Origin of the sequence: Pseudarthrobacter sp. L1SW (assembly GCF_020809045.1) — a bacterium.
In the GTDB taxonomy this organism is placed as follows: domain Bacteria; phylum Actinomycetota; class Actinomycetes; order Actinomycetales; family Micrococcaceae; genus Arthrobacter.
The window spans coordinates 2,755,273-2,780,204 of the sequence record NZ_CP078079.1 but is presented as its reverse complement, the minus strand read 5'-3'; the positions used below and the strand labels follow the sequence as shown (position 1 = coordinate 2,780,204).

The following is a 24,932-nucleotide window of genomic DNA, read 5'->3' as shown; positions in this document are numbered from 1 at the left end:
CCGGCACCATTACCCTTGTGACGTGACCAACGCCGAAAACTCCGCCGCACTCCCTGCCTCCAGCCCACTCCGTGGCGCCATCATCGGGCTGGATATCGGCGGGACCAAGACCCACGGCGTCCGTTTTGAGGACGGGATACCGGTTGCGGATGAGTCGGCCGGCAGTTCCAATGTGCAGAACGTCAGCCGCGACGAGGCAGCAGCCAACCTTGCCGACCTCTTTTCGCGGATCGGCGGGGGCCACGTATCGCAGGTGTACGCCGGTTCCGGCGGCATTGACACCGACGACGACGCCGCCGCCCTTGCGTCCCTGATCCAGCCGCACGTCCCCGGCGCCCGGGTCACCGTGGTCCATGATTCGCGCCTTCTGCTGGCGGCCGGATACGCGAGCACCGGTGTTGCGGTGATCGCCGGCACGGGGTCGGCGGCCTGGGGCAGGAATGCAGACGGCGGCGAGGCCAGGGCGGGCGGCTGGGGGTACCTTCTGGGTGATGAAGGCAGCGGCTACTGGCTGGGCCGCGAAGCGGTGCGGCACAGCCTCCGGCGGATGAACCAGGGCCTGCCGGCCGACGTCCTGACCAATGCCCTCTTGCAGTCCTGCGGGGTGGACGATCCCAACCGGTTGATTGCGCTGTTCCATTCGCCCAAAACCGGCCGGCGCTTCTGGGCGCAGCAGGCCCGGCTGGTGGTGGAGGCGGCAGCCGGCGGCCACCCGGAGAGCCAGGCCCTGCTGGAGCAGGCCGGCGAAGACCTGTCAGCACTGGCCCTTCAGGTACTGGGCCTGCTGGGTATTGCCGGTCCGGTGATCCTGGGCGGGGGCCTGGGCATGAACGTGGCCCCGCTGCAGCATTCCTTCCGCCGCCACCTCACGGCTGCGGGCGTCACCGACGTCCGGGTGCTGGACCAGGAACCGGTGTTCGGTGTGCTGCAGCTGGTGGCCGAGCAGTCCTAGGCGGAGTAGTTCCCCTACAGCCGCTTCCGGGGCGTGAGCCGCACACCGGGCAGCGGGGGAGCAGGAATGCGGCCCGCCTCCGGCCCGGCGTCGGGCCCGTGGCCGGGGACCAGGCCGTACCGGGCTGCCGCCTCCTCGGCTTCGGGCAGTCCGGCCTGGGCTTCCCAGTCACTCCGTGCCTGCTCCACTTCGTCGTGCGTGCGGCCAACAAAGTTCCACCACATCAGCAGTTCCTCCTGGAAGGGCTCGCCTCCGATCAGCAGGAAGCGTGTGCCGGGAAGTGCCTGGACCTGCAGTTCTGTACGCCCGGTGCCCAGGTAGCCCAGCGGCCCGGGCGGAACCTCCTGGCCGTCCACCGCCAGGCCGCCGTCGAGCACCAGGATCCCGTGCTCGAAGCCGGCGTTGAGCGGCAGCACTGCGGACCCGCCACCGCACGAAACGTCAGCGCCCACGATCGGTGAGTACATCGTTGCCGGCGAGGCGACGCCGGCGAGTTCGCCCACCATGACAGTGGCGGTAAAACCCTGCCCGCTGGCCCGGGGAAGTTCGCGGTGCTGCTCGAACGCAGGCCGGCGGTGCCGTTCGCTCTCAGGCAGGGCCACCCAGAGCTGCAGGCCGCGCTGGACCGGGAGGTCCTCCCCGGCAGGCGGCAGCACGGCGAACTCCGAGTGGGAGACACCGTGGCCGGCCGTCATGATGTTCAGCTCGCCCGGCCGGACCACCACGTCGCTGCCGACGCTGTCGCGGTGCCTGATGTGGCCGGCCAGGGGCCAGGTCACGGTCTGGAGGCCGATATGGGGGTGGGGGAGCACGGACATCGCAGTCCGGTCAGGGCCGAAGCTGTCCAGGAAACACCACGCCCCGATGGTGGGAAGGCCGCGCTGCGGCAGCGTCCGCTGGACGTTCATGGCCCTGACTCCGCCCAGCGGCACTTCGCGCTGCGGCCACAGCTGCAGGCAGGGTCCGGACGTGCCGTCCGCGCCTGCCGGCGGGCACACTTCCTGCTGGGGCGCAATCTCCAAATTGGTCACGGATCCACTCTAGGCCGGACGGCCCACAACCGGCACCGTTCCGGGCCCCCGGCTGTCTCCGCCGGAATAAGGACCCATCCGGGGCCCTCCCGGCTGCGAATGATTACAGTAGGGATTCCTTTGCCCGGATTCGGGACGCTGCAGGGTGTTGCCGGCCCCGGATTGGGTTACCGTAACTATCAGCGTGCTGATGACAGTGTCGCGGTGCTTCCAGGAGCCCGTCCCAGAGAACAGGTAAGTCCGCACCATGGACCAGGCGATGATCGAGTTTCAGAGCGTTACCAAGCAGTACCAGGGCGGGCAGCCTGCCGTGGACAACCTCTCCATGTCCATCAGCAAGGGCTCCATCACCGTCCTGGTTGGCCCGTCAGGCTGCGGCAAGACAACTACGCTGCGCATGATCAACAGGATGGTGGAACCCACATCCGGCACCATCACTGTGGGCGGCCGGGACGTGACCGCCGTCCCGGCCGCTGAACTGCGCCGCTCTATGGGGTACGTGATGCAGTCGGCAGGCCTGCTCCCGCACCGCTCCGTGCTGGACAACATCGCCACCGTGCCCCGGCTGAACGGGGTGTCCAAGTCCGACGCCCGCCGCCGTGCCGAGGAACTGCTGGACGTGGTGGGCCTGGCACGTTCACTGGGGAAGCGCTACCCTTCCCAGCTTTCCGGCGGCCAGCAGCAGCGCGTCGGAGTGGCCCGCGCGCTCGCCGCCGATCCTCCCGTCCTGCTTATGGACGAACCCTTCAGCGCCGTGGATCCCGTGGTCCGGGACGAACTCCAGCAGGAACTGCTGAGGCTCCAGAAGGACCTGGCCAAAACCATCGTCTTTGTCACCCATGACATCGATGAAGCCACCGTCCTGGGGGACAAAGTAGCGGTCTTCGCAGTGGGCGGAAAGCTCGCCCAGTACGCCACGCCGGAGGAGATCCTCCGGGCGCCGGCAAATGACTTCGTTGCCTCGTTCGTCGGACGGGACCGCGGGTTCCGGCACCTTGGCTTCACCCCGTCCGACGGCGTTACCCTCCATCCGGTGCCCACGATCGTCCGCGGCCGCGACGGCAACGCCGATGCGGAAGCCGCTGGCGGCTGGCAGCTGGTGGTGGATGAGGAGCTGCGCCCCCTTGGCTGGTCGACTCCAGGCACTGACGGAGGCCTCATTCCGGGGGGTTCCCTGTTCCGCCCGGGGGAAAGCCTGCGCCGGGCGCTGGACGCCGCGCTCTCCTCGCCGTCGGGCCTGGGCGTGGCAGTGGATGAAGAGGGCACGGTGAAGGGCGTGATCCGCGGCGGCGAAGTGCTGGCCCTCATTGAAGAGGCACGCCAGCTCCGGCAGGCTGCGCTCTGATGGACTGGTTCCTCGCCAACAGCGGCATGGTGCTGGAGCGCGCCGGCCAGCACCTGGTGCTGGCCCTCGTCCCCATGGTCCTGGGGCTGGTCATCTCCATCCCCCTGGCCCAGCTGGCGCGGCAGAACCGGGCGCTCCGCTCGGTGGTGCTCACAGCCTCCTCGCTCCTGTACACCATCCCGTCGCTGGCACTGTTCATCATCCTGCCCACCATCCTGGGCACCAGGATCCTGGATCCACTCAACGTGGTGGTGGCCCTGACCATCTACGCCGTTGCCCTGCTGGTCCGGGCGGCCCTGGACGCCTTCGACTCTGTCAGCGGGGACGTGAGCCAGGCCGCCGTCGCCATGGGCTACAAACCGCTGGCGCGGTTCCTCCGCGTGGACCTGCCGCTGTCCCTGCCCGTCCTCTTCGCCGGGCTCCGGGTGGTCTCGGTCAGCAATATCTCCCTGGTCAGCGTGGCCGCGCTGCTGGGCATCGGAAACCTGGGGATGCTCTTCACCTCCGGACTCCAGCGGGACTTTGTCACCGAAGTGGTGGTGGGGATCATCGCCATCCTGGTCCTGGCACTGCTGATGGATGCGTTCCTGGTCCTGCTGGAACGGCTCCTGACCCCGTGGGAGCGCGCCGGGAAGAGGCCGGACAGGCAGCGGGAAGCCGGGCAGGCCGGTGAGGCACCTGCCGCAGCACTTGACCCGGCCCTCAGGCTGTCCGAGCCCAAGGCGGGAGGCGGAAACCCATGAGCGTTTTCTCCGACACCTTCGCCTGGCTTGCCGATCCGGAGAACTGGACCGGCAGCGCCGGGATCCCCGCCCGGCTGGGCGAACACCTCCAGTACACCGGCCTGGTGATGCTGATCGCCGCCGCCATCGCCGTCCCCGTAGGCATGTACGTAGGCCATACGGGCAGGGGAAGGGTCGCGGTGGTTGCGCTCGCCGGGGCGCTGCGGGCACTGCCCACGCTCGGCCTGCTCACGCTCTTCGTGCTCCTGGCCGGGATCGGGCTGATGCCGCCCATCTGGGCGCTGGTCATCCTCACTGTCCCGCCCCTGCTTGCGGGCACCTACGCCGGTATCTCCAGCGTGGACCGCAACGTGGTGGACGCCGCCCGTGCCATGGGCATGACCGAACTGCAGGTTCTGTTCCGGGCAGAGCTGCCCAACGCGCTCACCGTGATGTTCGGCGGCTTCCGCACCGGCGTGCTGCAGGTCATCGCCACGGTCTCCGTGGTGGCCTACATCAACCTGGGCGGCCTGGGCAGGTACCTCTTCGACGGGCTCGTCCTCAGCGACTTCCCCCAGATGCTCGGCGGTTCCCTGCTCATCGCGGCCCTGGCGATCGCCGTCGACCTTGTCCTTTCCCTTTTCCAGAGGCTGTTCCTGGCAACAGGCGCCTCGAGGCAGTCCCGCCGCAGCCAGCAGGCTGCGGCCGATCTCACAGACCCCGTCCCTACGGAGGCTGTGGTACAAGGAGGTAAATCATGAAAGAAAGCCGCCAACACCATCTCGGCCGGCGTGCGTTCAGCGGCCTCGCGGCAGGCCTCGGCCTGGCCATGGCGCTCTCTGCCTGCGGCGGATCCTCGGACCCCCTAAGCAAGGCGCCGGCCAGCAGCGGTGCAGCCTCCGGGGGAGCAACATCCCTGGTCATCGGTTCAGCCGACTTCACGGAAAGCCAGATCATCGGCGAACTGTACGCCGGGGCGCTGAACGCAGCCGGGGTCACCGCCACCACCAAGCCCAACATCGGCTCCCGCGAGGTGTACTTCAAGGCCGTCCAGGACGGTTCCGTGGACGTCATTCCGGATTACACCGGCAACCTGCTGCTGCACGTGGACAAGGAAGCCTCGGAGGTTTCGGCGGAAGACATCGCCAAGGCCCTGCCGGACAAGCTGCCCGGCGGGCTTGCCATCCTGGAGCCGGCCAAGGCCGAAGACAAGGACGCCATGGTGGTCACCAAGGCAACCGCCGAAAAGTACCAGCTGAAGTCCATTGAGGACCTGGCCAAGGTCTGCAGCGAGATCGTCGTGGGGGCTCCGGCCACCTTTGCCGAGCGCGCCTACGGCCTGCCGGGGCTGAAGAAGAACTACAACTGCGAGCCCAAGAAACTGGAACCCTTCAGCGACGGCGGCGGTCCAGTGACCCTGAAGGCGCTCCTGGAGGACCAGGTCCAGGTGGCGGACATCTACACCACTACCCCGTCCATCGCGGACAACGACCTTGTGGTGCTCGAGGACCCCAAGAACAACTTCATCGCCCAGCAGGTGGTTCCGCTGTACAACGAGGCGAAGATGACGGACAAGGCCAAGGAAGCGCTCAACTCGGTGTCCCGCGTGCTGACCACCGAGGACCTGATCAACCTGAACCGGGCCGTCAGCGGCAGCCAGAAACAGGGCGCCAAGGAAGCCGCACAGGCGTGGCTGAAGGAAAAGGGCATCGTGAAGTAGGAGCCGCCCGGCACCCTTGGCAGTACTACTGTGCAGGAGTACGACGGCGGCTGCCGGACTTTCGGAAGTCCGGCCGCCGTCGTCCGTCCTGCCTGCAGGAACCGCCGCACCGTGTGGCTGACGTCTCAACGGCGGTCCATCCTTCCTGTGGCATATTTGAGGGATGGCAGAATTCAGGCAGTCCACGAAACTCAACAACGTGCTTTACGACATCCGTGGACCGATCCTCCAGGCCGCCCAGCAGATGGAGGCTGAGGGTCACCGGATCCTCAAGCTGAACATCGGAAACCCCGCGCCGTTCGGATTCGAAGCGCCGGACGCCATCCTGGTGGACATGATCCGCCACCTGCCGCACGCCCAGGGGTACAGCGACTCCCGCGGCATCTTTTCCGCCCGGACCGCCGTGTCGCAGTACTACCAGACCCGCGGCATCCAGAACATCCATGTGGACGACATCTACCTGGGCAACGGGGTCAGCGAACTTATCACCATGTCCCTGATGGCCCTCCTTGACGACGGCGACGAGGTCCTGATCCCCACCCCGGACTATCCGCTCTGGACGGCCTCGGTGGCGCTGGCCAGCGGTAAGCCTGTGCACTACCTCTGCGATGAGGAGAGCGGCTGGCAGCCGGACCTGGAGGACATGGAAGCCAAGATCACGCCCCGCACCAAGGGCATTGTGGTCATCAACCCCAACAACCCCACCGGCGCCGTGTATCCGGAAGAGACGCTGCGCAAGATCGTGGCCCTCGCAGAGAAGCACGGCCTGGTGCTCTTCGCCGACGAGATCTACGAGAAAATCCTCTACGAGGACGCCGTCCACATCAACCTCGCCGGGCTCACCGGCGACGACGTCCTCTGCCTCACCTTCAGCGGCCTGTCCAAGGCCTACCGGGTGTGCGGGTACCGGGCCGGCTGGATGGCCATTTCGGGTCCCAAGAAGGACGCGGCGGACTACCTTGAAGGCATCAGCCTCCTGGCCAACATGCGCCTCTGCGCCAACGTGCCTGCCCAGCACGCGATCCAGACGGCGCTCGGCGGCTACCAGAGCATCAACGACCTGATCCTGCCGGGCGGGCGGCTGCTGGAGCAGCGCAACAAGGCGTACGACATGCTCAACGCCATCCCGGGCGTGAGCACGCAGCAGGCCCGGGGCGCCCTGTACCTCTTCCCCAAGCTCGACCCCGAGGTCTACCACATCCGCGACGACGAGAAGTTCGTCCTGGATCTCCTGAGGGAGCAAAAAATCCTGGTCTCCCACGGCCGGGCGTTCAATTGGGTGCGCCCGGACCACTTCCGCATGGTGACGCTGCCCAACGTCAAGGACATCGAGGAAGCCGTGGGCCGGATGGGGGACTTCCTAAGCAGGTACCAAGGGAACTAGCCTGTGTCCACGGGCACTTCGGTCCCGTGGAACTTCGCGGAAAGGATTCCCATGCCCGACGCCATCGGCTTCGACCAGCACCCTTCAGAAACCCTGCGGGCGGGGAAGGGGTTCCTGCTGAGCGATGTCGATCCTGATTCCACGCCCGGCTACAGCGGCACCAAGGAGGACGGACAGGCCCTGCTCGCCGAAATGGACAGTGGGCTGGCCGAACTTCAGGAAAAGCTGTTTGCCGAGTCGCGGTTCGGCGGACGCAAGCGGATCCTGCTGATCCTCCAGGCCATGGACACCGCGGGCAAGGGCGGGATCGTCAACCACGTCATGGCGGCGATGAACCCCCAGGGCGTCCAGTTCAAGGCCTTCAAGGCACCCACGGACGAGGAGAAGTCCTACGACTTCCTGTGGCGCATCGAAAAGGAAGTGCCGGCCGCCGGGATGGTGGGCGTTTTCGACCGCTCACACTATGAGGATGTCCTGATCCACCGGGTGCGTGCGTGGGCGACTCCCGCGGAAATCAAACGGCGGTACGTGGCCATCAATGAATTCGAGACGCGGCTGACCGACTCCGGGACGAAGGTGGTCAAAGTCATGCTGCACATCAGCGGGGAGGAGCAGAGGGAACGGCTGCTGGCCCGCCTGGACAATCCGGCCAAGCACTGGAAATACAGCCGGGGGGACCTGGAGGAGCGCGCCTTCTGGGACGATTACATGAGCGCGTACCAGGCAGCAATCGATGAAACCAGCACCGCGGCCGCTCCCTGGCATGTTGTCCCGGCCAACAAGAAATGGTTTGCCAGGATCGCCGTCCAGCAGCTGCTGCTGGGTGCGCTGACCGACCTTGGCCTCGAGTGGCCCAAGGCGGAGTTCGACGTCGCCATGGAACGGGAACTGGCGGCGCGCTCCTGAACGCTTGCCTGCGTGCTTAAAGCCGCCGGCTAGAGCGGCTGGTCGCGGGCGGCGGCAAGCCGCTTCCGGGCGCCTTCCAGCCATTCCTCGCACCGCGCGGCCAAGGCTTCGCCGCGTTCCCACAGCGCCAGGGATTCCTCGAGGCTGGCCCCGCCGGCCTCAAGCTTCCCCACCACCGCGATGAGCTGCTCGCGGGCCTCTTCATAGCTCAGCGCCGCGATCCCGGCTCCTGCCGCCTGCTCAGTCATGTGGTACTCCAATTTCAGTAGTTGTCTCTTCAGGTGTTCCCGTGGAGGTTGCGCCGAAGCGGCCCTCCGCCACGCGGATGGACAGCGCGGCGCCGGCCGGGGCCTCGGCCGGGCGGCGGACCACAGCATGCCCGGCGGCACCTGCTTGCGCCGCACGCCTTCGGGCGAGTTCGACGACGGCGTACCCCCGGTCCAGGGTCTTCTGCGGCGACAGCGCCCGCACCTGGGCCTTCAGGTGGTCCAGTTGGTCAGCCGCGCGGACCACGGTGGAACTGACCGCGGCCGACGACCTCCGCAGCAGCCGCTCAATCTCGTCCGAGCGGATGGTCACCAGTCCTTCCGGCGAAGCGAGCACGGGACGGGAATGGAGGGAAGCCAGCCGGTCCGATTCCCGGTCCACCAGCCGCTCAATGCACCGGCGCAGCTGCTCCCGGGCCTGGCGGACACCTGCCAGTTCTTCGGAAACTTCCGGGACGATCCGCTTGGCGGCATCCGTGGGGGTAGAGGCACGCAGGTCCGCGACGTCGTCGAGCAGCGGCCTGTCCGCCTCGTGGCCGATGGCACTCACCACCGGGGTAGCGGCTGCGGCGACGGCGCGGATCAGTTCTTCACTGTTGAAAGGCAGCAGGTCCTCCAGGGCGCCGCCGCCGCGGGCTATCACAATGACGTCCACCTCCGGCAGGGCGTCCAGGTCGCGGAGGGCACGGACCACCTGGGCCACGGCCGTGTTTCCCTGGACCGCCACCTCCCGGATTTCAAACTCAACCGCGGGCCAGCGCAGGGCCGCGTTGCGCAGGATGTCCTTCTTCGCGTCCGAATCGCGGCCCGTGATCAGGCCGATGCGGTGCGGCAGCAGGGGCAGGGGTTTCTTGCGGGAGTCAGCGAAAAGGCCCTCGGCGGAGAGCGCCTGGCGCAGCCGTTCAATCCGGGCAAGGAGATCGCCCAGGCCCACCGGCCTGATGTCCCGGACCAGCATGTTCAGCCGGCCGGTCTTGATCCAGAACTCCGGTTTCAGCAGGGCCACCACGCGCGACCCGCGCTCCAGCGGCAGGTTCTGGCGTTCCAGCACCTTGGTCCAGACCGAGGCGGGGAGCGAAACTTCCGCGTCCACGTCCCGCAACGTGAGGTAGGCGTTGGTGCCCCGGCGGTTCAGTTCGATGACCTGGCCTTCAACCCAAGCCGACGGCGTGCGGTCGATGTGGGCCTTCAGCTTCTGCGACAGCAGCTGGAGCGGCCACGGATTGTCCGGGGTGGTTTCGGCAGCAGTGGCGGGCAGCGTGGTGGGCGCTGTGGGTTGCTGGCCAGTGCCGGGAAGTGACGCCTGTTCAGACATGCAAACGCCCTCGCGGGGCTGGAGCTGCGGGCATGGGGTCCTTCGTCCGGTGTTTGGCTGTCTGTGTTCGGCGGTGTGGTTTGGGTGGGCGTTGGGCGCTCAATCAACCTTATCCATAAGCTGTACCACCCGGGGCTGACAAGAACCGGGCGGCAGGCCTGCCTAGGATGGGTTGACGCCACCACCGACGAAGGAAACCGCTGTGCGAACTTTTGTTTCTGCTGCCGCCACCGTGCTGGCAGTCCTGCTGGCCGCCGTGGCGGTTCCGGCCATCTGGCTGGACCGCAACATCGTCCAGGAGCAGGGCTTCGTGGAGCTGGCTGCTCCGCTGGCAACAAATTCAGGGTTCCAGCAGGAGCTGGCGGTTGCGGCGGTGGGCACCATCGACACCAGCGCCGTTCCGGGTTTCCTCTCGGACCTGGTCCAGCCGGTGCTTGAAGACGCTGCTTCTTCACTGACAGGCCTCCCCGGCTATCCGGCCGCGTGGGAGGAGACGCTGCGCAGGAGCCACCGGCTCAGCTTCGCCAGCCCCGCAACGGACGACGGCGGAGCAGCCTCAGCTTCATCCCTCACCCTGGACGTCGCTCCCTTGGTGGCGCTGGGCGCCGAGGAGATTTCGCGCGCCACCAGGCTGCCGCTGGATCCGCCTGAACAAACCCTGATCAACGTGGGCCAGCCCGTGTACAAAGAGTGGACCGAACGGCTCACCAGCTATGCGCCCGCAGGCTACCTGCTGGCAGGGGGCTCCGCGGTGGCGCTGCTCCTTGCCCTGGTGGCCGCACGGCGCCGCTGGACAGTGCTGGCCGGCGCCGGAGTTGGGGCGCTGCTCCTGGCCGCTGCCTGGGCGGCAGGCTCACAGGCGGCCTCTGCCGCCGTCGTGTCCGCGGACAGCGGAAATGAAGTTGCCAACATGTTCCGGGACGAGTTCGTGGCCGCCTCTGCCGCGGATTTCCAGGCCTGGACCATGGCATCGGCGGTCACCGGCGGCGTGTTGCTGGTGCTGGGCCTCGTGGCCGGGTTCACCTCGCGGAAGCGGTCGCGGGCAACCCGGTAGCATGGAGGAATGACCCCCTCAGCTGTTTCCCTTTCGATGCCCACCATCCCGCGTCGGCGCCGTTCACCTGAGGAAGTAGCTGCCGCAGCTCCGGTATCAGGAACCAAGAAGGTGCTGCTCGCTGCTCCCCGCGGTTACTGCGCCGGCGTGGACCGCGCCGTCATCGCCGTAGAGAAGGCCCTGGAGCATTACGGCCCGCCGGTCTACGTGCGGAAGCAGATCGTCCACAACGTCCACGTGGTCAGCTCCCTGGAGGAGCAGGGGGCCATCTTCGTGGACGAGACAGACGAAGTGCCCGAGGGCGCCCTGGTCATCTTCTCCGCCCACGGCGTCTCCCCGGCCGTGGTCCAGTCCGCGGAGGACCGCGGCCTGCGCACCATCGACGCCACGTGCCCCCTGGTGACCAAGGTCCACAAGGAAGCCGTCCGGTTCGCCAAGGATGACTTCGACATCCTGCTGATCGGCCACGACGGCCACGAGGAAGTCGAAGGCACCGCCGGCGAAGCCCCGGAGCACATCCAGATCATCAACGGCCCGCACGAGGTGGACAAGGTGACGGTCCGGGACCCGGAAAAGGTCATCTGGCTCTCGCAGACCACGCTCAGCGTCGACGAAACCATGGAGACCGTCCGGTTGCTCAAGCAGCGGTTTCCCACGCTGCAGGATCCGCCCAGCGACGACATCTGCTATGCCACAACCAACCGGCAGGTGGCCATCAAGAAGATCTCGCCGCAGGCAGACCTGGTCATCGTCGTGGGCTCGGCCAACTCCTCCAACTCCGTCCGGCTGGTGGAGGTGGCCCTTGAGTACGGCGCGAAGGCGTCCTACCGGGTCGATTTCGCCAACGAGGTTGATGAAACGTGGTTTGAAGGGGTTGCCACCGTCGGCGTGACGTCCGGGGCATCCGTCCCGGAGGTCCTGGTGCAGGACGTGCTGCGACTGCTGGCCGACTACGGCTACGGCACAGTGGAGGAAGTTGTCACGGCGGAGGAGGACCTGCTCTTCTCGCTGCCCAAGGAGCTCCGGGCCACCCTCAAGCAGGCCGGCGACGTCAGCCGCGCCCTCGGCGGACGCCGCGCGCGCAACTGACCCCGGACGGCCCTGTTACGCGGCTTCGTCGTCGCTCTGCAGTTCAGGCGCGGCAAGGGCCCGCGGCGTGGCTTCGACCACGGGCGGCGCGGCCAGCCCGGATTCCTCCAGCGAGTTCAGTTTCCGGGCTGTGGGGAGAACCCGGGCTTCCAGCGTTCCCACCATGGCGTTGTAGCGGTCCACTGACGACTTCAGCGAAGACCCCAGCTTGGTGACGTTCTCGCCCAGGGTTCCCATCCGGTCATACAGCTGCCGGGCAAGCTCGAACAGTTCCCGCGCACTGTCCGTCAGGACGTCCTGCCGCCACGTAAAGGCCACGGACTTCAAGACGGCCAGGAGCGTGCTGGGCGATGCCAGGACCACGTTCTTCGAGAGAGCATGGTCAAGGAGCCCGGCATCGGCCATGAGGGCGGCGGCAAGAATGGACTCAGCCGGGATGAAGCAGATCACCAGCTCAGGGGAGTTGCCGGGGATATCCCAGTACTTCTTATTGCCCAGCGAATCCACGTGTGCCCGCAATGCCTTGGCATGGGCCGCCAGCAGCGCCTGTTGGGTGCGGTGGCCGCCGACGGAGGCCGGACCGGCGGGACGTGTGCCGGAACCATCGGCCGGGCGGACGTCAGCGCCCAGCTCCTGGGCTTCCAGGTAGGAGGACAGGGGAACTTTGGCGTCAACCACCAGCTGTTTATCACCGGGCAGCTGGACCACCAGGTCCGGCCGCACGCTCGAGTCACCACCGGCGCTGTGGACCTGTTCCACGAAGTCCACGTGCCGGAGCATCCCGGAGGCTTCCACCACCCGCCGCAGCTGGACTTCACCCCACTGACCACGGGCGCTGTTGGACCGGAGGGCGGACTCAAGAGCGTGCGTGGAGCGGATCAGCTGTTCGTCCGAGAGCCTGGCCTCCTGAAGCTGCTGGGCCAGCTGTCCGTACTGTTCCACCCGGTCACGCTCCAGCAGCGCCACCTGCTGCTGGACGGCCGTGAGCTTCTCGGCCACCGGCGCAAGGGCGCGCAGCACGCTGCCGTCCTGGTTCCTGGCTTCACCCAGCTCCCTGTTCTGTGCCGCCAAAAGGCGCCGCTCGGCGTCGGCCGCGGCGAACTGCGCAGTGACCTCGGAAAGCCGCGACGATACGGCGTCGAAATCCTCCTCCAGTCCCTTGGCATTTCTTCGAAGCACAAAAAACACAGCCGCCGCACCCGCGAGGGCCCCCAGCAGCAGCATGAACAAAGCAAGAATCAAGGCGAAAGCATCCATGCCCTCACTGTCGCACGGGGCTGTGACATTTTGCCGAAGCGACATTTCGCCCCGCAGGGCCGGGCCTTTTGGCCGTTACTGTGCGTGGACGCCCTGCGGGTAGAATCAATGCTCGTGGCTCTTACTATTGGCATCGTCGGACTGCCCAACGTCGGCAAATCAACTCTTTTCAACGCACTCACCCGCAACCAGGTCCTGGCCGCGAACTACCCGTTCGCCACCATCGAACCGAACGTCGGCGTCGTCAACCTGCCCGACCCCCGGCTCCAGAAGCTCGCCGGCATCTTCGGCTCGCAGCGTGTGCTGCCCGCAGCGGTCTCCTTCGTGGACATCGCCGGCATCGTCAAGGGCGCCTCCGAAGGGGAAGGGCTGGGCAACCAGTTCCTGGCCAACATCCGCGAAGCGGAAGCCATCGCCGAAGTAGTCCGCGTCTTCGACGACCCCGACGTCATCCACGTCGACGGCAAGGTGGATCCCCGCTCCGACATGGAGACCATCAACACCGAGCTGATACTCGCCGATCTCCAGACCATCGAAAAGGCCATCCCCCGGATCGAAAAAGAGGTCAAGATCAAGAAGCGGGAGGCAGCCGAGCTTGCAGCCATCAAGGCAGCCCAGGCCGTGCTGGAACGCGGGGACACAATCTATGCCTCCATCAAGAGTGACAAGCTGGAGATGGAGCACCTCAAGGAGCTCAGCCTCCTGACCGCCAAGCCATTCATCTACGTTTTCAACGCCGACGAAGGCATCCTCGGCAGCCCGGAAAAGCAGGAGGAGTTGCGTGCCATGGTTGCGCCGGCCGACTGCATCTTCCTGGACGCCAAGCTCGAAGCGGACCTCGTGGAACTGGACGAGGAAGAGGCCCGCGAAATGCTGGAGATGAACGGCCAGGACGAGTCTGGCCTGGACCAGCTGGCGCGGGTCGGCTTCCATACGCTGGGCCTGCAGACGTACCTCACGGCCGGCCCCAAGGAAACCCGGGCCTGGACCATCCGCCAGGGGGACACCGCCCCGCAGGCGGCCGGCGTGATCCATACCGACTTCCAGCGCGGCTTCATCAAGGCCGAGGTGGTGGCCTTTGACGACCTTATTGAGGCCGGTTCCATGGCTGAGGCCAAGTCCCGCGGTAAGGTCAGGATTGAGGGCAAGGAATACGTCATGGCTGACGGCGACGTTGTGGAGTTCCGCTTCAACGTCTGATCCAGCGGACGCATTATCCTGAGTACAGGGCGTGATCCTGCCAATTCCAGGAGCCCCTCCCGGAGAAGCACAACAAGGAGGCGGCATGCCGGTCAGGCGTCTGATGCAGTACATCACCGCGGCGGTTGCGGCTGCCCTGGTCCTGTCAGGCTGTTCCGGCAATGGCGGCAACGCCCCCGTGGTGGTGGGGGAGGCCAAGCGCGGCGGCAGCGTTACTGTCGCGGAGGTCAACGCCTTCTCGTCCTTCAACCCGTACAGCGCGGACGGGAATACGGACATCAACTCGAAAATCGGCTACATCACCCATTCGGGCTTCTACTACCTCGATGATGCTGCCAAAGTGGTGCGGAACGAAAAGTTCGGGCGCTTCGAGAAGGTATCGGACCAGCCGCTGAAGGTGCGGTACACCGTCAACGAAGGCGTCACGTGGTCTGACGGTGAAGCGATCGACGCCGGCGACCTCCTCCTCAGCTGGGCCGCGGGCTCAGGGTACTACGACGATGCCGACCCCGTCGCGGGGACAGGCACCAAGTATTTTTCGGTTGCCTCCGATACCAGCGGCCTTGCGGGCACGGTCCTTCCCGAAATCGGGGCTGACGGCCGCTCCATCACCCTTGAGTACGCCGTGCCCTACGCGGACTGGGAAGTGGCGTTCGACGTCGGCCTGCCCGCCCATGTGGTGGCAGCGAAAGCCGGGCTTAATGACGAAGAAGACCTGATCGACCTCATCAAGGACTCACCCCGCGGGGACGCGGAGAAACCCGCGCCCAATGCACGGCTGAAGCAGGTCAGCGATTTCTGGAACTCCGGATTCGACTCCAAGGGCCTTCCCGAGGATCCCTCCGTGTTCCTCTCCAGCGGCCCGTACATCGTGCGCGAGATCACCCCGGAAGTTTCCATGAAACTCGTGCGGAACCGTGACTACGTCTGGGGCCAGGAGCCATGGCTGGATGACATCAACGTACGCTTCACCGGCGCCGCAACCACGGCAGTCGAGGCGCTCCGGAACGGCCAGGCCGACATCATTTCGCCGCAGCCATCCGCCGGGACCGAGGAGCTCTTTGCAGGACTGGCCGGCCAGGGCATAACTGTTGAGCGGTACAACCAGTCCGGCTACGACCACCTGGACCTCAACTTTTCCGGACCGTTCCGGGACGAAAACGTACGCCGGGCATTCCTTAAGGCGGTCCCGCGGCAGGCAATCGTCGACGCCGTCGTGGGTGACCTGCTGCCGGACGCGAAGCCGCTGGATTCCCACGTTTTCCTGCCTGGCCAGCCCAAGTACAACGACACTGTGAAGAACAACGGCTCCGCCGACTACGCGGAGGTGGACATCGATGCGGCGAAGGCACTCCTTGACGGCGGGACCCCCACGATCCGGATCCTCTACAACCGTGACAACCCCAACCGTGCCAAAGTGTTTGCCCTGATCCGCGATTCGGCAGCCCGGGCAGGGTTCCAGGTCCTTGATGGCGGGCAGGCCAGCGCCGACTGGGCGCGGTCGCTCGGAGGCGGAGGCTACGAAGCCGCGCTGCTCGGATGGATCGGCACGGGCGCAGGCGTCAGCCGGATCCCCCAAATCTTCCGCACGGGTGCGGGAAGCAACTTCAACGGCTTTTCCGACGGCGACGCGGACAAGGCGATGGAGCAGCTGGCCGGGACAACCGACCTGGGGAAGCAGGATGAGCTCCTGGCCGAGATCGACAGGCAGATCTGGGAGAGTGCCTACGGACTCCCGCTGTACCAGACCGTTGGCACCACTGCCTTCAACGCCCGGGTTGCCGGTGTCAAGACGAGCTCCGGTCCATTGGGGATCTGGTGGAACGTGTGGGATTGGCGGCTTGCCGCCCCGTCGTGAGTCCTGCGCAGGGGAGTCTTGAGGCTGTGAGCAGGAGAGGCAGCTTCCATGTGACCGGATTCGCTGCCACGGCTACCGGCGAGTAGCATGTGACTTGCACAACTTCTGTTGACCGACTATACGTTCAGAGCGGGCCGGTCACGGTTTGGCAACGGAGTACCAGTATCTGGACTTCGTGCGGTTAGGCTTCTCGTATATGTAGGCTGCGTCACAGCGGACAGCTGGGTCTCGCCTGCGGGGAAGCGCAAGATTCCCCCTCGTTATCTCCCACAACTCATAGGAGGCGGAATGCGTTTTACGCGCACTTCCAAAGCACTGGGCATAGTGGCAATAGCCGCGCTTGCCTTGACCGGCTGCGGCGCTGGAGGCGGCAGCACTGACGGAGCCAGCAACGCCGCCGGCGACCCGAACAAGGTCATCACTGCCTACAGCAACGAACCACAAAATCCGTTGCTGCCGGCGAACACCGGCGAAGTCTACGGCGGCCGCGTCGTCGAGCTTCTGTTCGAAGGCCTGCGGACCTACGACGCCGACGGCAAGCCCGTGAACGCCCTGGCAGAGTCCATCGAGTCTACTGACGCCCAGAACTGGACCATCAAGGTCAAGCAGGGCCAGAAGTTCACGAACGGTGAAGAGATCACCGCCAAGACCTTCGTGGATTCCTGGAACTTTGCGGCGAACTCGAAGAACCTGCAGCAGAACGGCTTCTTCTTCGAATCAATCGCCGGCTACGAGGAAGTCTCGGCTGTCACCACCGAGAAGTCTGCCGACGGCAAGACCACCACCACTCCCGCACCCACCGCGGACACCATGTCCGGCCTGGTTGTCACCGATGATTCCACCATCACGGTGAAGCTGGCCCAGCCCGAAGCCGACTGGTCACTGCGCCTCGGCTACTCCGCCTTCTTCCCGGTTCCCTCAGCTGCACTTGCAGACCCCAAGGCATTCGGCGAGAATCCGGTAGGCAACGGCCCGTACAAGATGGAGAAGGAGGGCGCCTGGGTTCACGACCAGTCCATCTCCCTCGTCAAGAACCCGGACTACAGCGGCCCCCGCGAGTCGAAAAACGGCGGCGTGATGTTCAAGTTCTACACGGATCCGGGCCCCGCATACACCGACCTGCAGTCGGATAACCTGGACGTCACCGACGTCCTGCCCTCCAACGCGCTGAAGACGTACGTTGCCGACTTCCCGGACCGTAACGCCACCAAGCCCGTTGCCACCAACTCCACCCTGAACATCCCGGGTTACAACCCGAACTTCCAGGGTGAAGCCGGCAAGCTGCGCCGCCAGGCACTCTCCTACGCCATCAACCGCGAGGAAATCGCCAAGGTTGTCTTCAACGGCACCCGTACCCCGGCCAAGGCTTTCGCGCCGCCGGTCATCGACGGGTTCAAGGAAGGCATCAAGGGCAGCGAGGTCCTGAAGTTTGACGCCGCGAAGGCCAAGGACCTCTGGGCCCAGGCCGAGAAGATCCAGCCGTACGACAGTTCCAAGCCGCTGCAGATCGCTTCCAACACCGATGGCGGCAACAAGGAATGGATCGACGCCGTAGCCAACGGCTTCAAGAACAACCTGGGAATCCAGGCCGAAATCCAGCCCTTCGCCAAGTTTGCCGAGGTCCTGAACCTGCGCAAGTCCCAGCAACTCCCCGGCCTGACCCGTTCCGGCTGGCAGGGCGACTACCCGTCGCTCTACAACTTCCTGGGACCGATCTGGGCCACGGGCGCATCCTCCAACTACGAGAAGTACTCGAACCCGGAGTTCGACAAGCTGCTCAAGGAGGGCCTGGCAGCCAAGACCACCGAAGAGGCTAACGCCAAGTTCAATGCAGCACAGGAGATCCTCTTCCAGGATCTTCCGGGCCTGCCGCTTTGGGACCAGGCGCGGCCGATCGTGTGGAGCAACAACGTCGTCAAGGCTGAAACCGGCTGGAACGGCAGCATCCTTTACTACGGCATCACGGCAAAGTAGTCCCAGAACTAACTTGTCGGCAAGCACATGGGGGTCCGGCCACCGCCGGGCCCCCATTGGCTTGCACGGCAGGAAGGCACCAATGAACCTGTTTTCTTCCCAACCGGAAGGCTGGTGATCCGGTGGTCCGCTTTATTCTGCGCCGACTCCTGCAAGTGATCCCTGTCTTCATCGGCACCACCCTTTTGGTCTACTACATGGTGTTCGCCCTTCCGGGTGATCCCATCGCGGCGCTGTTCGGGGACCGCCAGCCGCCCCAGGCCGTCATCGACACGCTGCGCAGCCAGTACCACCTGAATGAACCCTTCTGGGTGCAGTACGGGCTGTTCCTCAAGAACCTCTTTACGTTCAACCTGGGCAACGACTTCACCGGCCAGCCCATTGCTGCCAGCCTGGCCCGCGTGTTCCCGGTCACCGCGATGCTGGCCGTCGAAGCCCTGGCCATCCAAGCGATCTTCGGCGTCGCATTCGGCGTTTTCGCCGGCCTGCGCCGCGGCGGCTGGTTCGACTCCACCGTCCTCGTGGCCTCGCTCGTGGTCATCGCCGTTCCCACCTTCGTGCTGGGCTTCGTTTTCCAGCTCGTCTTCGGCGTCAAACTCGGGTGGGCGAAACCCACCGTCGGCGCCAACGCCGACTGGGGGAGCCTGCTGCTGCCCGCCGTCGTCCTGGGCCTGGTGTCCTTCGCCTATGTCCTCCGCCTCACCCGCGCCTCGGTCAGCGAAAACATGAACGCCGACTACGTGCGCACGGCTACCGCCAAAGGCCTGTCCCGGCCCCGGGTGGTTGTTGCCCATATCCTGCGCAACTCCCTGATTCCTGTGGTGACCTACCTCGGAGCCAACCTCGGCGGCCTCATGGGCGGCGCGATCGTGACGGAGGGTATCTTCAACGTGCCCGGCGTCGGAAACAAGCTCTACCAGGCGGTCCTCCGCAGCGAAGGACCCACCATCGTTTCCATCGTCAGCGTGCTGGTGCTGGTCTTCGTAGTGGCCAACCTGCTTGTCGATCTCCTTTACGCCTGGCTTGACCCGAGGATCCGCTATGACCAGTAATAACAGCCACTTCGTGGCGCCCGTCGACGAAACCCCGCTGCTGGCAACGGACGCCGTCAAGACTGACCAGGCCCCGCTCAGCCTGTGGTCCGACGCCTGGCGCAAGCTCCGCCGTCGTCCGCTGTTCATCATCTCAGCGCTGCTCATCGTGGCACTGACCGTGGTCGCACTGTTCCCCGGACTCTTCACTTCCGTGGCGCCCAACGAGGGCTGCGAACTGGCAAATTCCGAGGGCGGACCCACTGCCGGCCACCCCTTTGGCTTCACTTTCCAGGGCTGCGACGTGTACTCCCGGGTCATCCACGGGACCCAGGCCTCACTGTCAGTGGGCCTGCTTTCAGTGCTGTGCGTCCTTGTCATCGGTGTCACCCTCGGCGCCCTCGCGGGATACTACGGCGGGTGGATTGATGCCGTCCTCGCACGCCTGGGTGACATCTTCTTCGCCCTGCCGCTGATCCTCGGCGCGCTGGTCATCACCCAGCTTCCCCTGTTCCGCGAGAACAAGGGTGTTTGGACGGTGGTCTTTGTCATCTCGCTGCTGGCGTGGCCGCAAATGGCCCGCATCACCCGTGGCGCTGTCATCGAGGTACGCAACGCTGACTTCGTGACCGCCGCCCGTGCCTTGGGCGTCTCCAAGTTCGGAGCCCTCGTGCGCCATGTACTGCCGAACGCCCTCGCCCCGATCATCGTCCTTGCCACCTTGGAGCTTGGCGTGTTCATCGTGGCTGAAGCCACCCTGTCGTTCCTGGGTATCGGCCTGCCGCAGAGCATCATGTCCTGGGGCAATGACATCGCCGGGGCGCAGTCGTCCATTCGAACCAGGCCGGAAATCATGCTGTATCCGGCCGCGGCCCTGTCCATCACGGTCCTGAGCTTCATCATGCTGGGCGATGCCGTACGTGACGCCCTTGATCCCAAGAGCCGTCAGCGATGAGAGATAACGAGATGACCACTCCACAAATCCGCATCGACGAGGCCGGCGCCACCGGCGTCAGGCCGCTGCTGGAAATCCGCGACCTTGCCATTACGTTCAAGACCAGCGGCGGGGACGTCCAGGCAGTCCGCAACGCGCACCTGAGCATCATGCCGGGTGAGACCGTGGCCATTGTGGGGGAGTCGGGGTCCGGCAAGTCCACCACGGCCCTGGCGGCCATTGGGCTGCTGCCCAACAACGGCCGTGTTTCGGGCGGCCAGATCCTGCTCGACGGCGAGGACATTGCCCATGCCACCGAGCAGCGGATGATCGAGCTGCGCGGCAACACCATCGGCATGGTCCCGCAGGACCCCATGTCCAACCTCAATCCCGTCTGGAAAATCGGGTACCAGGTCAAGGAAACCCTGCGCGCCAACGGCAGGCCGAGCGGTCCGGAAGACATTGCGAAGGTACTGGCCGAAGCAGGCCTGCCCGATGCCCGCAGGCGTGCCAACCAGTATCCGCATGAGTTCTCCGGAGGCATGCGGCAGCGCGCGCTTATCGCCATCGGCCTCTCCTGCCAGCCGCGGCTGCTCATTGCCGACGAGCCGACGTCGGCGCTGGATGTGACCGTGCAGCGGCAGATCCTTGACCACCTGGACACCATGACCACGGAACTGGGCACCTCGGTGCTGCTCATCACCCACGACCTGGGCCTGGCAGCAGAACGGGCGGACAAGGTTGTGGTGATGTACCAGGGGCAGGTTGTGGAGGCCGGGCCTTCGCTGGAACTGCTCCGCAACCCCCAGCACCCCTACACCAAGAGACTCGTCGAGTCCGCACCTTCCCTTGCCAGCCGGCGTATCCAGGCTGCCAAGGAACAGGGCGTGGAAACGGCGGACCTCCTGGCGCCGGCCGCTGAAGCGGCAGCTTCGGACAATGTCCTGCAGATCCAGGACCTGCGCAAGGTCTACAAGCTCCGGCAGGGTTTCGGGAAAGCTACCGACTTCGCCGCCGTCGACGGCGTGAGCTTCGACGTCAAGCGGGGAACCACAACGGCGATCGTGGGGGAGTCCGGTTCCGGCAAGTCCACAGTGGCCAAGATGGTGCTCCAGCTGGAGAAGCCGACCGATGGCAGGATCCTCTTTGACGGTGTGGACACGTCCGTGCTGAAGGCGGGGGAACTCTTCAAGTTCCGGCGCCGGGTGCAGCCCATCTTCCAGGATCCGTACGGTTCCCTTGACCCGATGTACAACATCTTCCGCACCATTGAAGAGCCGCTGAGGGTTCACAAGATCGGGGACAGCGCGAGCCGCGAGAAGAAGGTCCGGGAACTGCTGGACCAGGTGGCCCTTCCGCAGTCCGCCATGCAGCGGTACCCCAATGAGCTCTCCGGCGGGCAGCGGCAGCGCGTTGCCATTGCCCGTGCCTTGGCGCTGGACCCGGAAGTGATCATCTGTGATGAAGCGGTGTCCGCCCTGGACGTCCTGGTCCAGGCGCAGGTGCTGAACCTGCTGGCGGACCTGCAGTCCAACCTCGGACTGACGTACCTCTTCATCACGCATGACCTCGCCGTGGTGCGCCAGATCGCTGACCATGTCTGCGTTATGGAAAAGGGGCGCCTGGTGGAGACCGGATCCACGGACGACGTCTTCGAATCGCCGCAGCAGGACTACACCAAGGCCCTGCTCAATGCCATTCCCGGCGCCAAGCTGATGCTGCCGCCCGAAGTCGCATAGCGAAGCCGCGCCAACGCAGGACGGCTGGCGCCGGGGTCCTTGGACTCCGGGGCCAGCCGTTCCCGTCTCAGTCCTGGCCCAGCCCGGCGTCTCCGGTGCGTGCATCCAACAGAGGGGCGTCGTCCGCCGTCGGCTGTCGTTCCAGGCCCAGCTCACGGAGGCGGCCCCCAAGGAGCGTACCCAGCGCCCGGTGGCCCTCCGGGTTCATGTGCACGGAATCCGCGAGGTCCTTAACAAGGCCGTACCGGGTCAGCCAGTCACCCACGGACACGAAGGGCAAGCCGTGGCCCGCGGCCACGGATCCCAGCAGGGCGTCCACCTCGCTTCGCCGGCCTCCGCCATGGCCTTCGCCACGGGCCAGCGTTCCGATCATCGCCATGCGCGTGCCCGGATAGCGCCTCTGCAGCTCCCCGATCAGGCGGTCAGCGTTGGTGATGATGTCGCTGTCACTGGCTCCGCTGGTGGCATCATTGCCGCCGCCCTGCACCACGATGATGGCGGGCGTGCCGGCCGGGAGCAGCCAGTCACCGCGCAGGAGGGCATCGATGTAATTGCCCGTGGCTCCCTTCGACGCGACAAAGCCGGTGCCGCCCTTGCCACAGAAGTACACCCGGTATCCAGCAGCGGCAAGGCCCCGGCGCGGCCAGCCGTCCGCCGGTTCCGATTGTGAATCGCCGATCAGGAGGACGGTCCTGCCGATCTCCGGAACCACCGCCTCAAGCCGGCCGTTTCCGGGGTTGAGGACGCGGGAAAAGGCGGGCCCCACGTCCGCCGGGGAGGAACCCCCGGCGGACTGGGCGGGCAGGCCGCAGCCGGAGAGGAGAAGGGCAGCTGACAAGGCAATACCCGCAGCGACGCCGGCCGTGGCGCGGCGGCGGTTCCGGGCCGCGGGGGCCGTGGCTTTTCGCATCGGGTGTCTTTCGGGCTTGCGCTGCATGTCAGAGCAATCATGTGGCATGGCCGCAGGATAAGCCAGTGATTTTGCCCACATTAATGGGCCGTGGCGCGGCGTTTGTCAGGCCGCCCGGCCCGTGGGCAGCGGAAAAATTTAGGCCAATAAATGGCTGAGCGGCTAGACTTGGGGAAGGTGCCCTGTGCTAAGGGCCTGATCCGTCGTGCGTTCCGGTTGGAAATGTCGCGATACAACAGCTGACTTTCACCACTGAATCGAGCCATTACGCATGTCTGAAACCACCACCAACACCGCGGTCGCCACTGCATCACGCAGTGACCTCCGCAACGTCGCGATTGTGGCCCACGTTGACCACGGCAAGACCACCCTGGTTGACGCCATGCTCAAGCAGACCAACTCCTTTGCCGAGCACAACCACCTTGAAGACCGCGTTATGGACTCCGGTGACCTGGAGCGCGAAAAGGGCATCACCATCCTTGCCAAGAACACCACGGTGGCCTACAACGGTCCGTCCTCCAACGGCGAGACCATCACCATCAACGTCATTGACACCCCGGGCCACGCCGACTTCGGCGGCGAGGTGGAGCGCGGCCTGTCCATGGTTGACGGCGTCGTCCTCCTCGTTGATGCCTCTGAGGGCCCGCTGCCGCAGACCCGCTTTGTGCTGCGCAAGGCCCTTGCCGCGCACCTTCCCGTGATCCTGCTGGTCAACAAGACCGACCGTCCGGACGCGCGCATCGACGAAGTGGTCCACGAGTCCATGGACCTGCTCCTGGGCCTGGCCTCCGACCTGGCCGACGAGGTTCCGGACCTGGACCTGGACAAGGTCCTTGAGGTTCCGGTTGTCTACGCTGCCGCCAAGGTTGGCCGCGCGTCGCTCGAGCAGCCCGCCAACGGCGCCGCCCCGGACAACGAGGACCTTGAGCCGTTGTTCAAGACCATCATCGAGCACATCCCGGCTCCCACCTACAACCCCGAAGGTGTCCTGCAGGCGCACGTCACCAACCTGGACGCGTCCCCGTTCCTGGGCCGCCTGGCGCTCCTGCGCATCTACAACGGCACCCTGCGTAAGGGCCAGACGGTTGCCTGGGCCCGCGCCAATGGTGAGCTCAAGAACGTCAAGATCACCGAGCTCCTGGCCACCAAGGCGCTGGACCGCGTCCCGGCCGAGTCCGCCGGACCGGGCGAGATTGTCGCCGTCGCCGGCATCGAGGAAATCACCATCGGTGAGACCCTGACCGATGCCGAGAACCCGCAGCCGCTGCCGCTGATCACCGTGGACGATCCCGCGATCTCCATGACCATCGGTATCAACACCTCGCCGCTGGCCGGCAAGGTCAAGGGCGCCAAGGTCACCGCCCGCCAGGTGAAGGACCGCCTGGACAAGGAACTGATCGGTAACGTCTCCATCAAGGTTCTGCCCACCGAGCGTCCCGACGCCTGGGAAGTCCAGGGCCGTGGCGAGCTCGCCCTGGCCATCCTGGTGGAGCAGATGCGCCGCGAAGGCTTCGAACTGACCGTGGGCAAGCCGCAGGTTGTCACCAAGACCATCGACGGCAAGGTCCACGAGCCGATGGAGCATATGACCATCGACGTGCCGGAAGAGTACCTCGGCGCCGTCACGCAGCTCATGGCAGCCCGCAAGGGCCGCATGACCAACATGGCCAACCACGGCACCGGCTGGTGCCGCATGGAGTTCATCGTTCCGGCCCGTGGCCTGATCGGTTTCCGCACCAAGTTCCTCACGGACACCCGCGGCGCCGGCATCGCAGCCTCCATTTCCGAGGGCTACGAGCCGTGGGCCGGCCCCATCGAATACCGCACCAACGGCTCGATGATCGCTGACCGCGCCGGCGTTGTGACGCCGTTCGCCATGATCAACCTGCAGGAACGCGGCTCCTTCTTCGTGAAGCCCACGTCCGAGGTCTACGAGGGCATGATCGTGGGCGAGAACTCCCGCGCCGACGACATGGACGTCAACATCACCAAGGAAAAGAAGCTCACCAACATGCGTGCAGCCTCCTCCGACACCTTCGAGAACCTGACGCCGCCGCGCGACCTCACTCTCGAAGAGTCCCTGGAATTCGCCCGCGAGGACGAGTGCGTCGAGGTCACCCCGGAAGCCATCCGCATCCGCAAGGTCATCCTGGACACCAACGAGCGTGCCAAGGCCAACCGCGCCCGCGCCAAGGTCTAACAACTCCTGGCTCACAGAATGCCACCGGCCCCGTGCCGGTGGCAT

General features: G+C 65.7%; 21 protein-coding genes. 16 read left to right on the top strand and 5 right to left on the bottom strand.

Annotation, left to right across the window (positions count from 1 at the left end; all coding sequences use genetic code 11):
• Positions 1 to 22: 22 nt before the first annotated feature.
• A complete protein-coding gene (locus KTR40_RS12770) occupies positions 23 to 952 on the top strand; it encodes an N-acetylglucosamine kinase (RefSeq protein ID WP_228403964.1) in 930 nt (309 codons plus the stop codon).
• A gap of 14 nt (positions 953 to 966) precedes the next feature.
• Here KTR40_RS12770 and KTR40_RS12765 read toward each other — a convergent pair whose 3' ends face one another.
• On the bottom strand, positions 967 to 1,983 hold the full coding sequence (locus KTR40_RS12765; protein ID WP_139029852.1) for a pirin family protein: 1,017 nt from the start codon (positions 1,981 to 1,983) through the stop codon (positions 967 to 969).
• A gap of 247 nt (positions 1,984 to 2,230) precedes the next feature.
• On the opposite strand from KTR40_RS12765, the gene KTR40_RS12760 reads away from it, so the two are divergent.
• From KTR40_RS12760 to KTR40_RS12735, 6 genes are all read left to right on the top strand, one after another.
• Positions 2,231 to 3,328: an ABC transporter ATP-binding protein gene (locus KTR40_RS12760; RefSeq protein WP_304940881.1), complete on the top strand. Its 1,098-nt coding sequence runs from the start codon at positions 2,231 to 2,233 to the stop codon at positions 3,326 to 3,328.
• A complete protein-coding gene (locus tag KTR40_RS12755; protein WP_139029850.1) occupies positions 3,328 to 4,071 on the top strand; it encodes an ABC transporter permease in 744 nt (247 codons plus the stop codon). The genes KTR40_RS12760 and KTR40_RS12755 overlap by 1 nt, the downstream gene beginning before the upstream one ends.
• On the top strand, positions 4,068 to 4,811 hold the full coding sequence (locus KTR40_RS12750) for an ABC transporter permease (protein WP_139029849.1): 744 nt from the start codon (positions 4,068 to 4,070) through the stop codon (positions 4,809 to 4,811). The genes KTR40_RS12755 and KTR40_RS12750 overlap by 4 nt, the downstream gene beginning before the upstream one ends.
• Complete coding sequence (locus KTR40_RS12745; protein WP_139029848.1) at positions 4,808 to 5,770, top strand: ABC transporter substrate-binding protein; 963 nt, start codon at positions 4,808 to 4,810, stop codon at positions 5,768 to 5,770. Before KTR40_RS12750 ends, KTR40_RS12745 begins: the two co-directional genes overlap by 4 nt.
• A 163-nt stretch (positions 5,771 to 5,933) precedes the next feature.
• Entirely contained in the window at positions 5,934 to 7,154 is a 1,221-nt protein-coding gene (locus tag KTR40_RS12740; protein WP_228403962.1) for a pyridoxal phosphate-dependent aminotransferase, read from the top strand.
• A 51-nt stretch (positions 7,155 to 7,205) separates the two neighbouring features.
• Positions 7,206 to 8,060, top strand: coding sequence for a polyphosphate kinase 2 family protein (locus tag KTR40_RS12735; protein WP_139029846.1), 855 nt, complete (start codon positions 7,206 to 7,208; stop codon positions 8,058 to 8,060).
• A 29-nt stretch (positions 8,061 to 8,089) separates the two neighbouring features.
• On the opposite strand, the gene KTR40_RS12730 is transcribed toward KTR40_RS12735, so the two are convergent.
• Positions 8,090 to 8,308: an exodeoxyribonuclease VII small subunit gene (locus KTR40_RS12730; RefSeq protein WP_139029845.1), complete on the bottom strand. Its 219-nt coding sequence runs from the start codon at positions 8,306 to 8,308 to the stop codon at positions 8,090 to 8,092.
• On the bottom strand, positions 8,301 to 9,641 hold the full coding sequence (gene xseA, locus KTR40_RS12725; RefSeq protein WP_228403961.1) for an exodeoxyribonuclease VII large subunit: 1,341 nt from the start codon (positions 9,639 to 9,641) through the stop codon (positions 8,301 to 8,303). The genes KTR40_RS12730 and xseA overlap by 8 nt, the downstream gene beginning before the upstream one ends.
• A gap of 202 nt (positions 9,642 to 9,843) precedes the next feature.
• Between xseA and KTR40_RS12720 the strand changes: the two genes are divergently transcribed.
• Together KTR40_RS12720 and KTR40_RS12715 are read left to right on the top strand one after the other, a co-directional pair.
• A complete protein-coding gene (locus KTR40_RS12720; protein WP_228403960.1) occupies positions 9,844 to 10,695 on the top strand; it encodes a hypothetical protein in 852 nt (283 codons plus the stop codon).
• Between the two features lie 9 nt (positions 10,696 to 10,704).
• Entirely contained in the window at positions 10,705 to 11,784 is a 1,080-nt protein-coding gene (locus KTR40_RS12715; protein ID WP_139029842.1) for a 4-hydroxy-3-methylbut-2-enyl diphosphate reductase, read from the top strand.
• Positions 11,785 to 11,799: 15 nt separating this feature from the next.
• On the opposite strand, the gene KTR40_RS12710 is transcribed toward KTR40_RS12715, so the two are convergent.
• The gene (locus tag KTR40_RS12710) at positions 11,800 to 13,041 is read right to left on the bottom strand and encodes a DNA recombination protein RmuC (RefSeq protein WP_139029841.1); all 1,242 of its coding nucleotides are present in this window, start codon (positions 13,039 to 13,041) and stop codon (positions 11,800 to 11,802) included.
• Between the two features lie 114 nt (positions 13,042 to 13,155).
• Here KTR40_RS12710 and ychF point away from each other — a divergent pair, with 114 nt between their 5' ends.
• The 6 genes from ychF to KTR40_RS12680 all read left to right on the top strand — a co-directional run bounded on the left by ychF (position 13,156) and on the right by KTR40_RS12680 (position 21,777).
• The gene (ychF, locus tag KTR40_RS12705; RefSeq protein ID WP_228403959.1) at positions 13,156 to 14,241 is read left to right on the top strand and encodes a redox-regulated ATPase YchF; all 1,086 of its coding nucleotides are present in this window, start codon (positions 13,156 to 13,158) and stop codon (positions 14,239 to 14,241) included.
• 85 nt (positions 14,242 to 14,326) lie between these two features.
• Positions 14,327 to 16,099 carry an ABC transporter family substrate-binding protein gene (locus tag KTR40_RS12700; RefSeq protein ID WP_228403958.1) on the top strand — a complete coding sequence of 591 codons (1,773 nt, stop codon included), beginning with the start codon at positions 14,327 to 14,329 and terminating at the stop codon, positions 16,097 to 16,099.
• A gap of 288 nt (positions 16,100 to 16,387) precedes the next feature.
• Positions 16,388 to 18,073: an ABC transporter substrate-binding protein gene (locus KTR40_RS12695; RefSeq protein ID WP_228403957.1), complete on the top strand. Its 1,686-nt coding sequence runs from the start codon at positions 16,388 to 16,390 to the stop codon at positions 18,071 to 18,073.
• Positions 18,074 to 18,195: 122 nt separating this feature from the next.
• Complete coding sequence (locus tag KTR40_RS12690) at positions 18,196 to 19,125, top strand: ABC transporter permease (RefSeq protein WP_139029837.1); 930 nt, start codon at positions 18,196 to 18,198, stop codon at positions 19,123 to 19,125.
• Entirely contained in the window at positions 19,115 to 20,059 is a 945-nt protein-coding gene (locus KTR40_RS12685; RefSeq protein ID WP_139029836.1) for an ABC transporter permease, read from the top strand. The genes KTR40_RS12690 and KTR40_RS12685 overlap by 11 nt, the downstream gene beginning before the upstream one ends.
• 11 nt (positions 20,060 to 20,070) lie before the next feature.
• Positions 20,071 to 21,777, top strand: a complete 1,707-nt coding sequence (locus KTR40_RS12680) for an ABC transporter ATP-binding protein (protein ID WP_139029835.1) — start codon at positions 20,071 to 20,073, stop codon at positions 21,775 to 21,777.
• 67 nt (positions 21,778 to 21,844) lie between these two features.
• Here KTR40_RS12680 and KTR40_RS12675 read toward each other — a convergent pair whose 3' ends face one another.
• Positions 21,845 to 22,687 (bottom strand): SGNH/GDSL hydrolase family protein, encoded by an 843-nt coding sequence (locus KTR40_RS12675; RefSeq protein ID WP_228403956.1) that lies wholly within the window; start codon positions 22,685 to 22,687, stop codon positions 21,845 to 21,847.
• Positions 22,688 to 22,958: 271 nt separating this feature from the next.
• Here KTR40_RS12675 and typA point away from each other — a divergent pair, with 271 nt between their 5' ends.
• On the top strand, positions 22,959 to 24,887 hold the full coding sequence (gene typA, locus KTR40_RS12670; protein WP_013601707.1) for a translational GTPase TypA: 1,929 nt from the start codon (positions 22,959 to 22,961) through the stop codon (positions 24,885 to 24,887).
• The last annotated feature ends 45 nt before the right edge of the window (positions 24,888 to 24,932 follow it).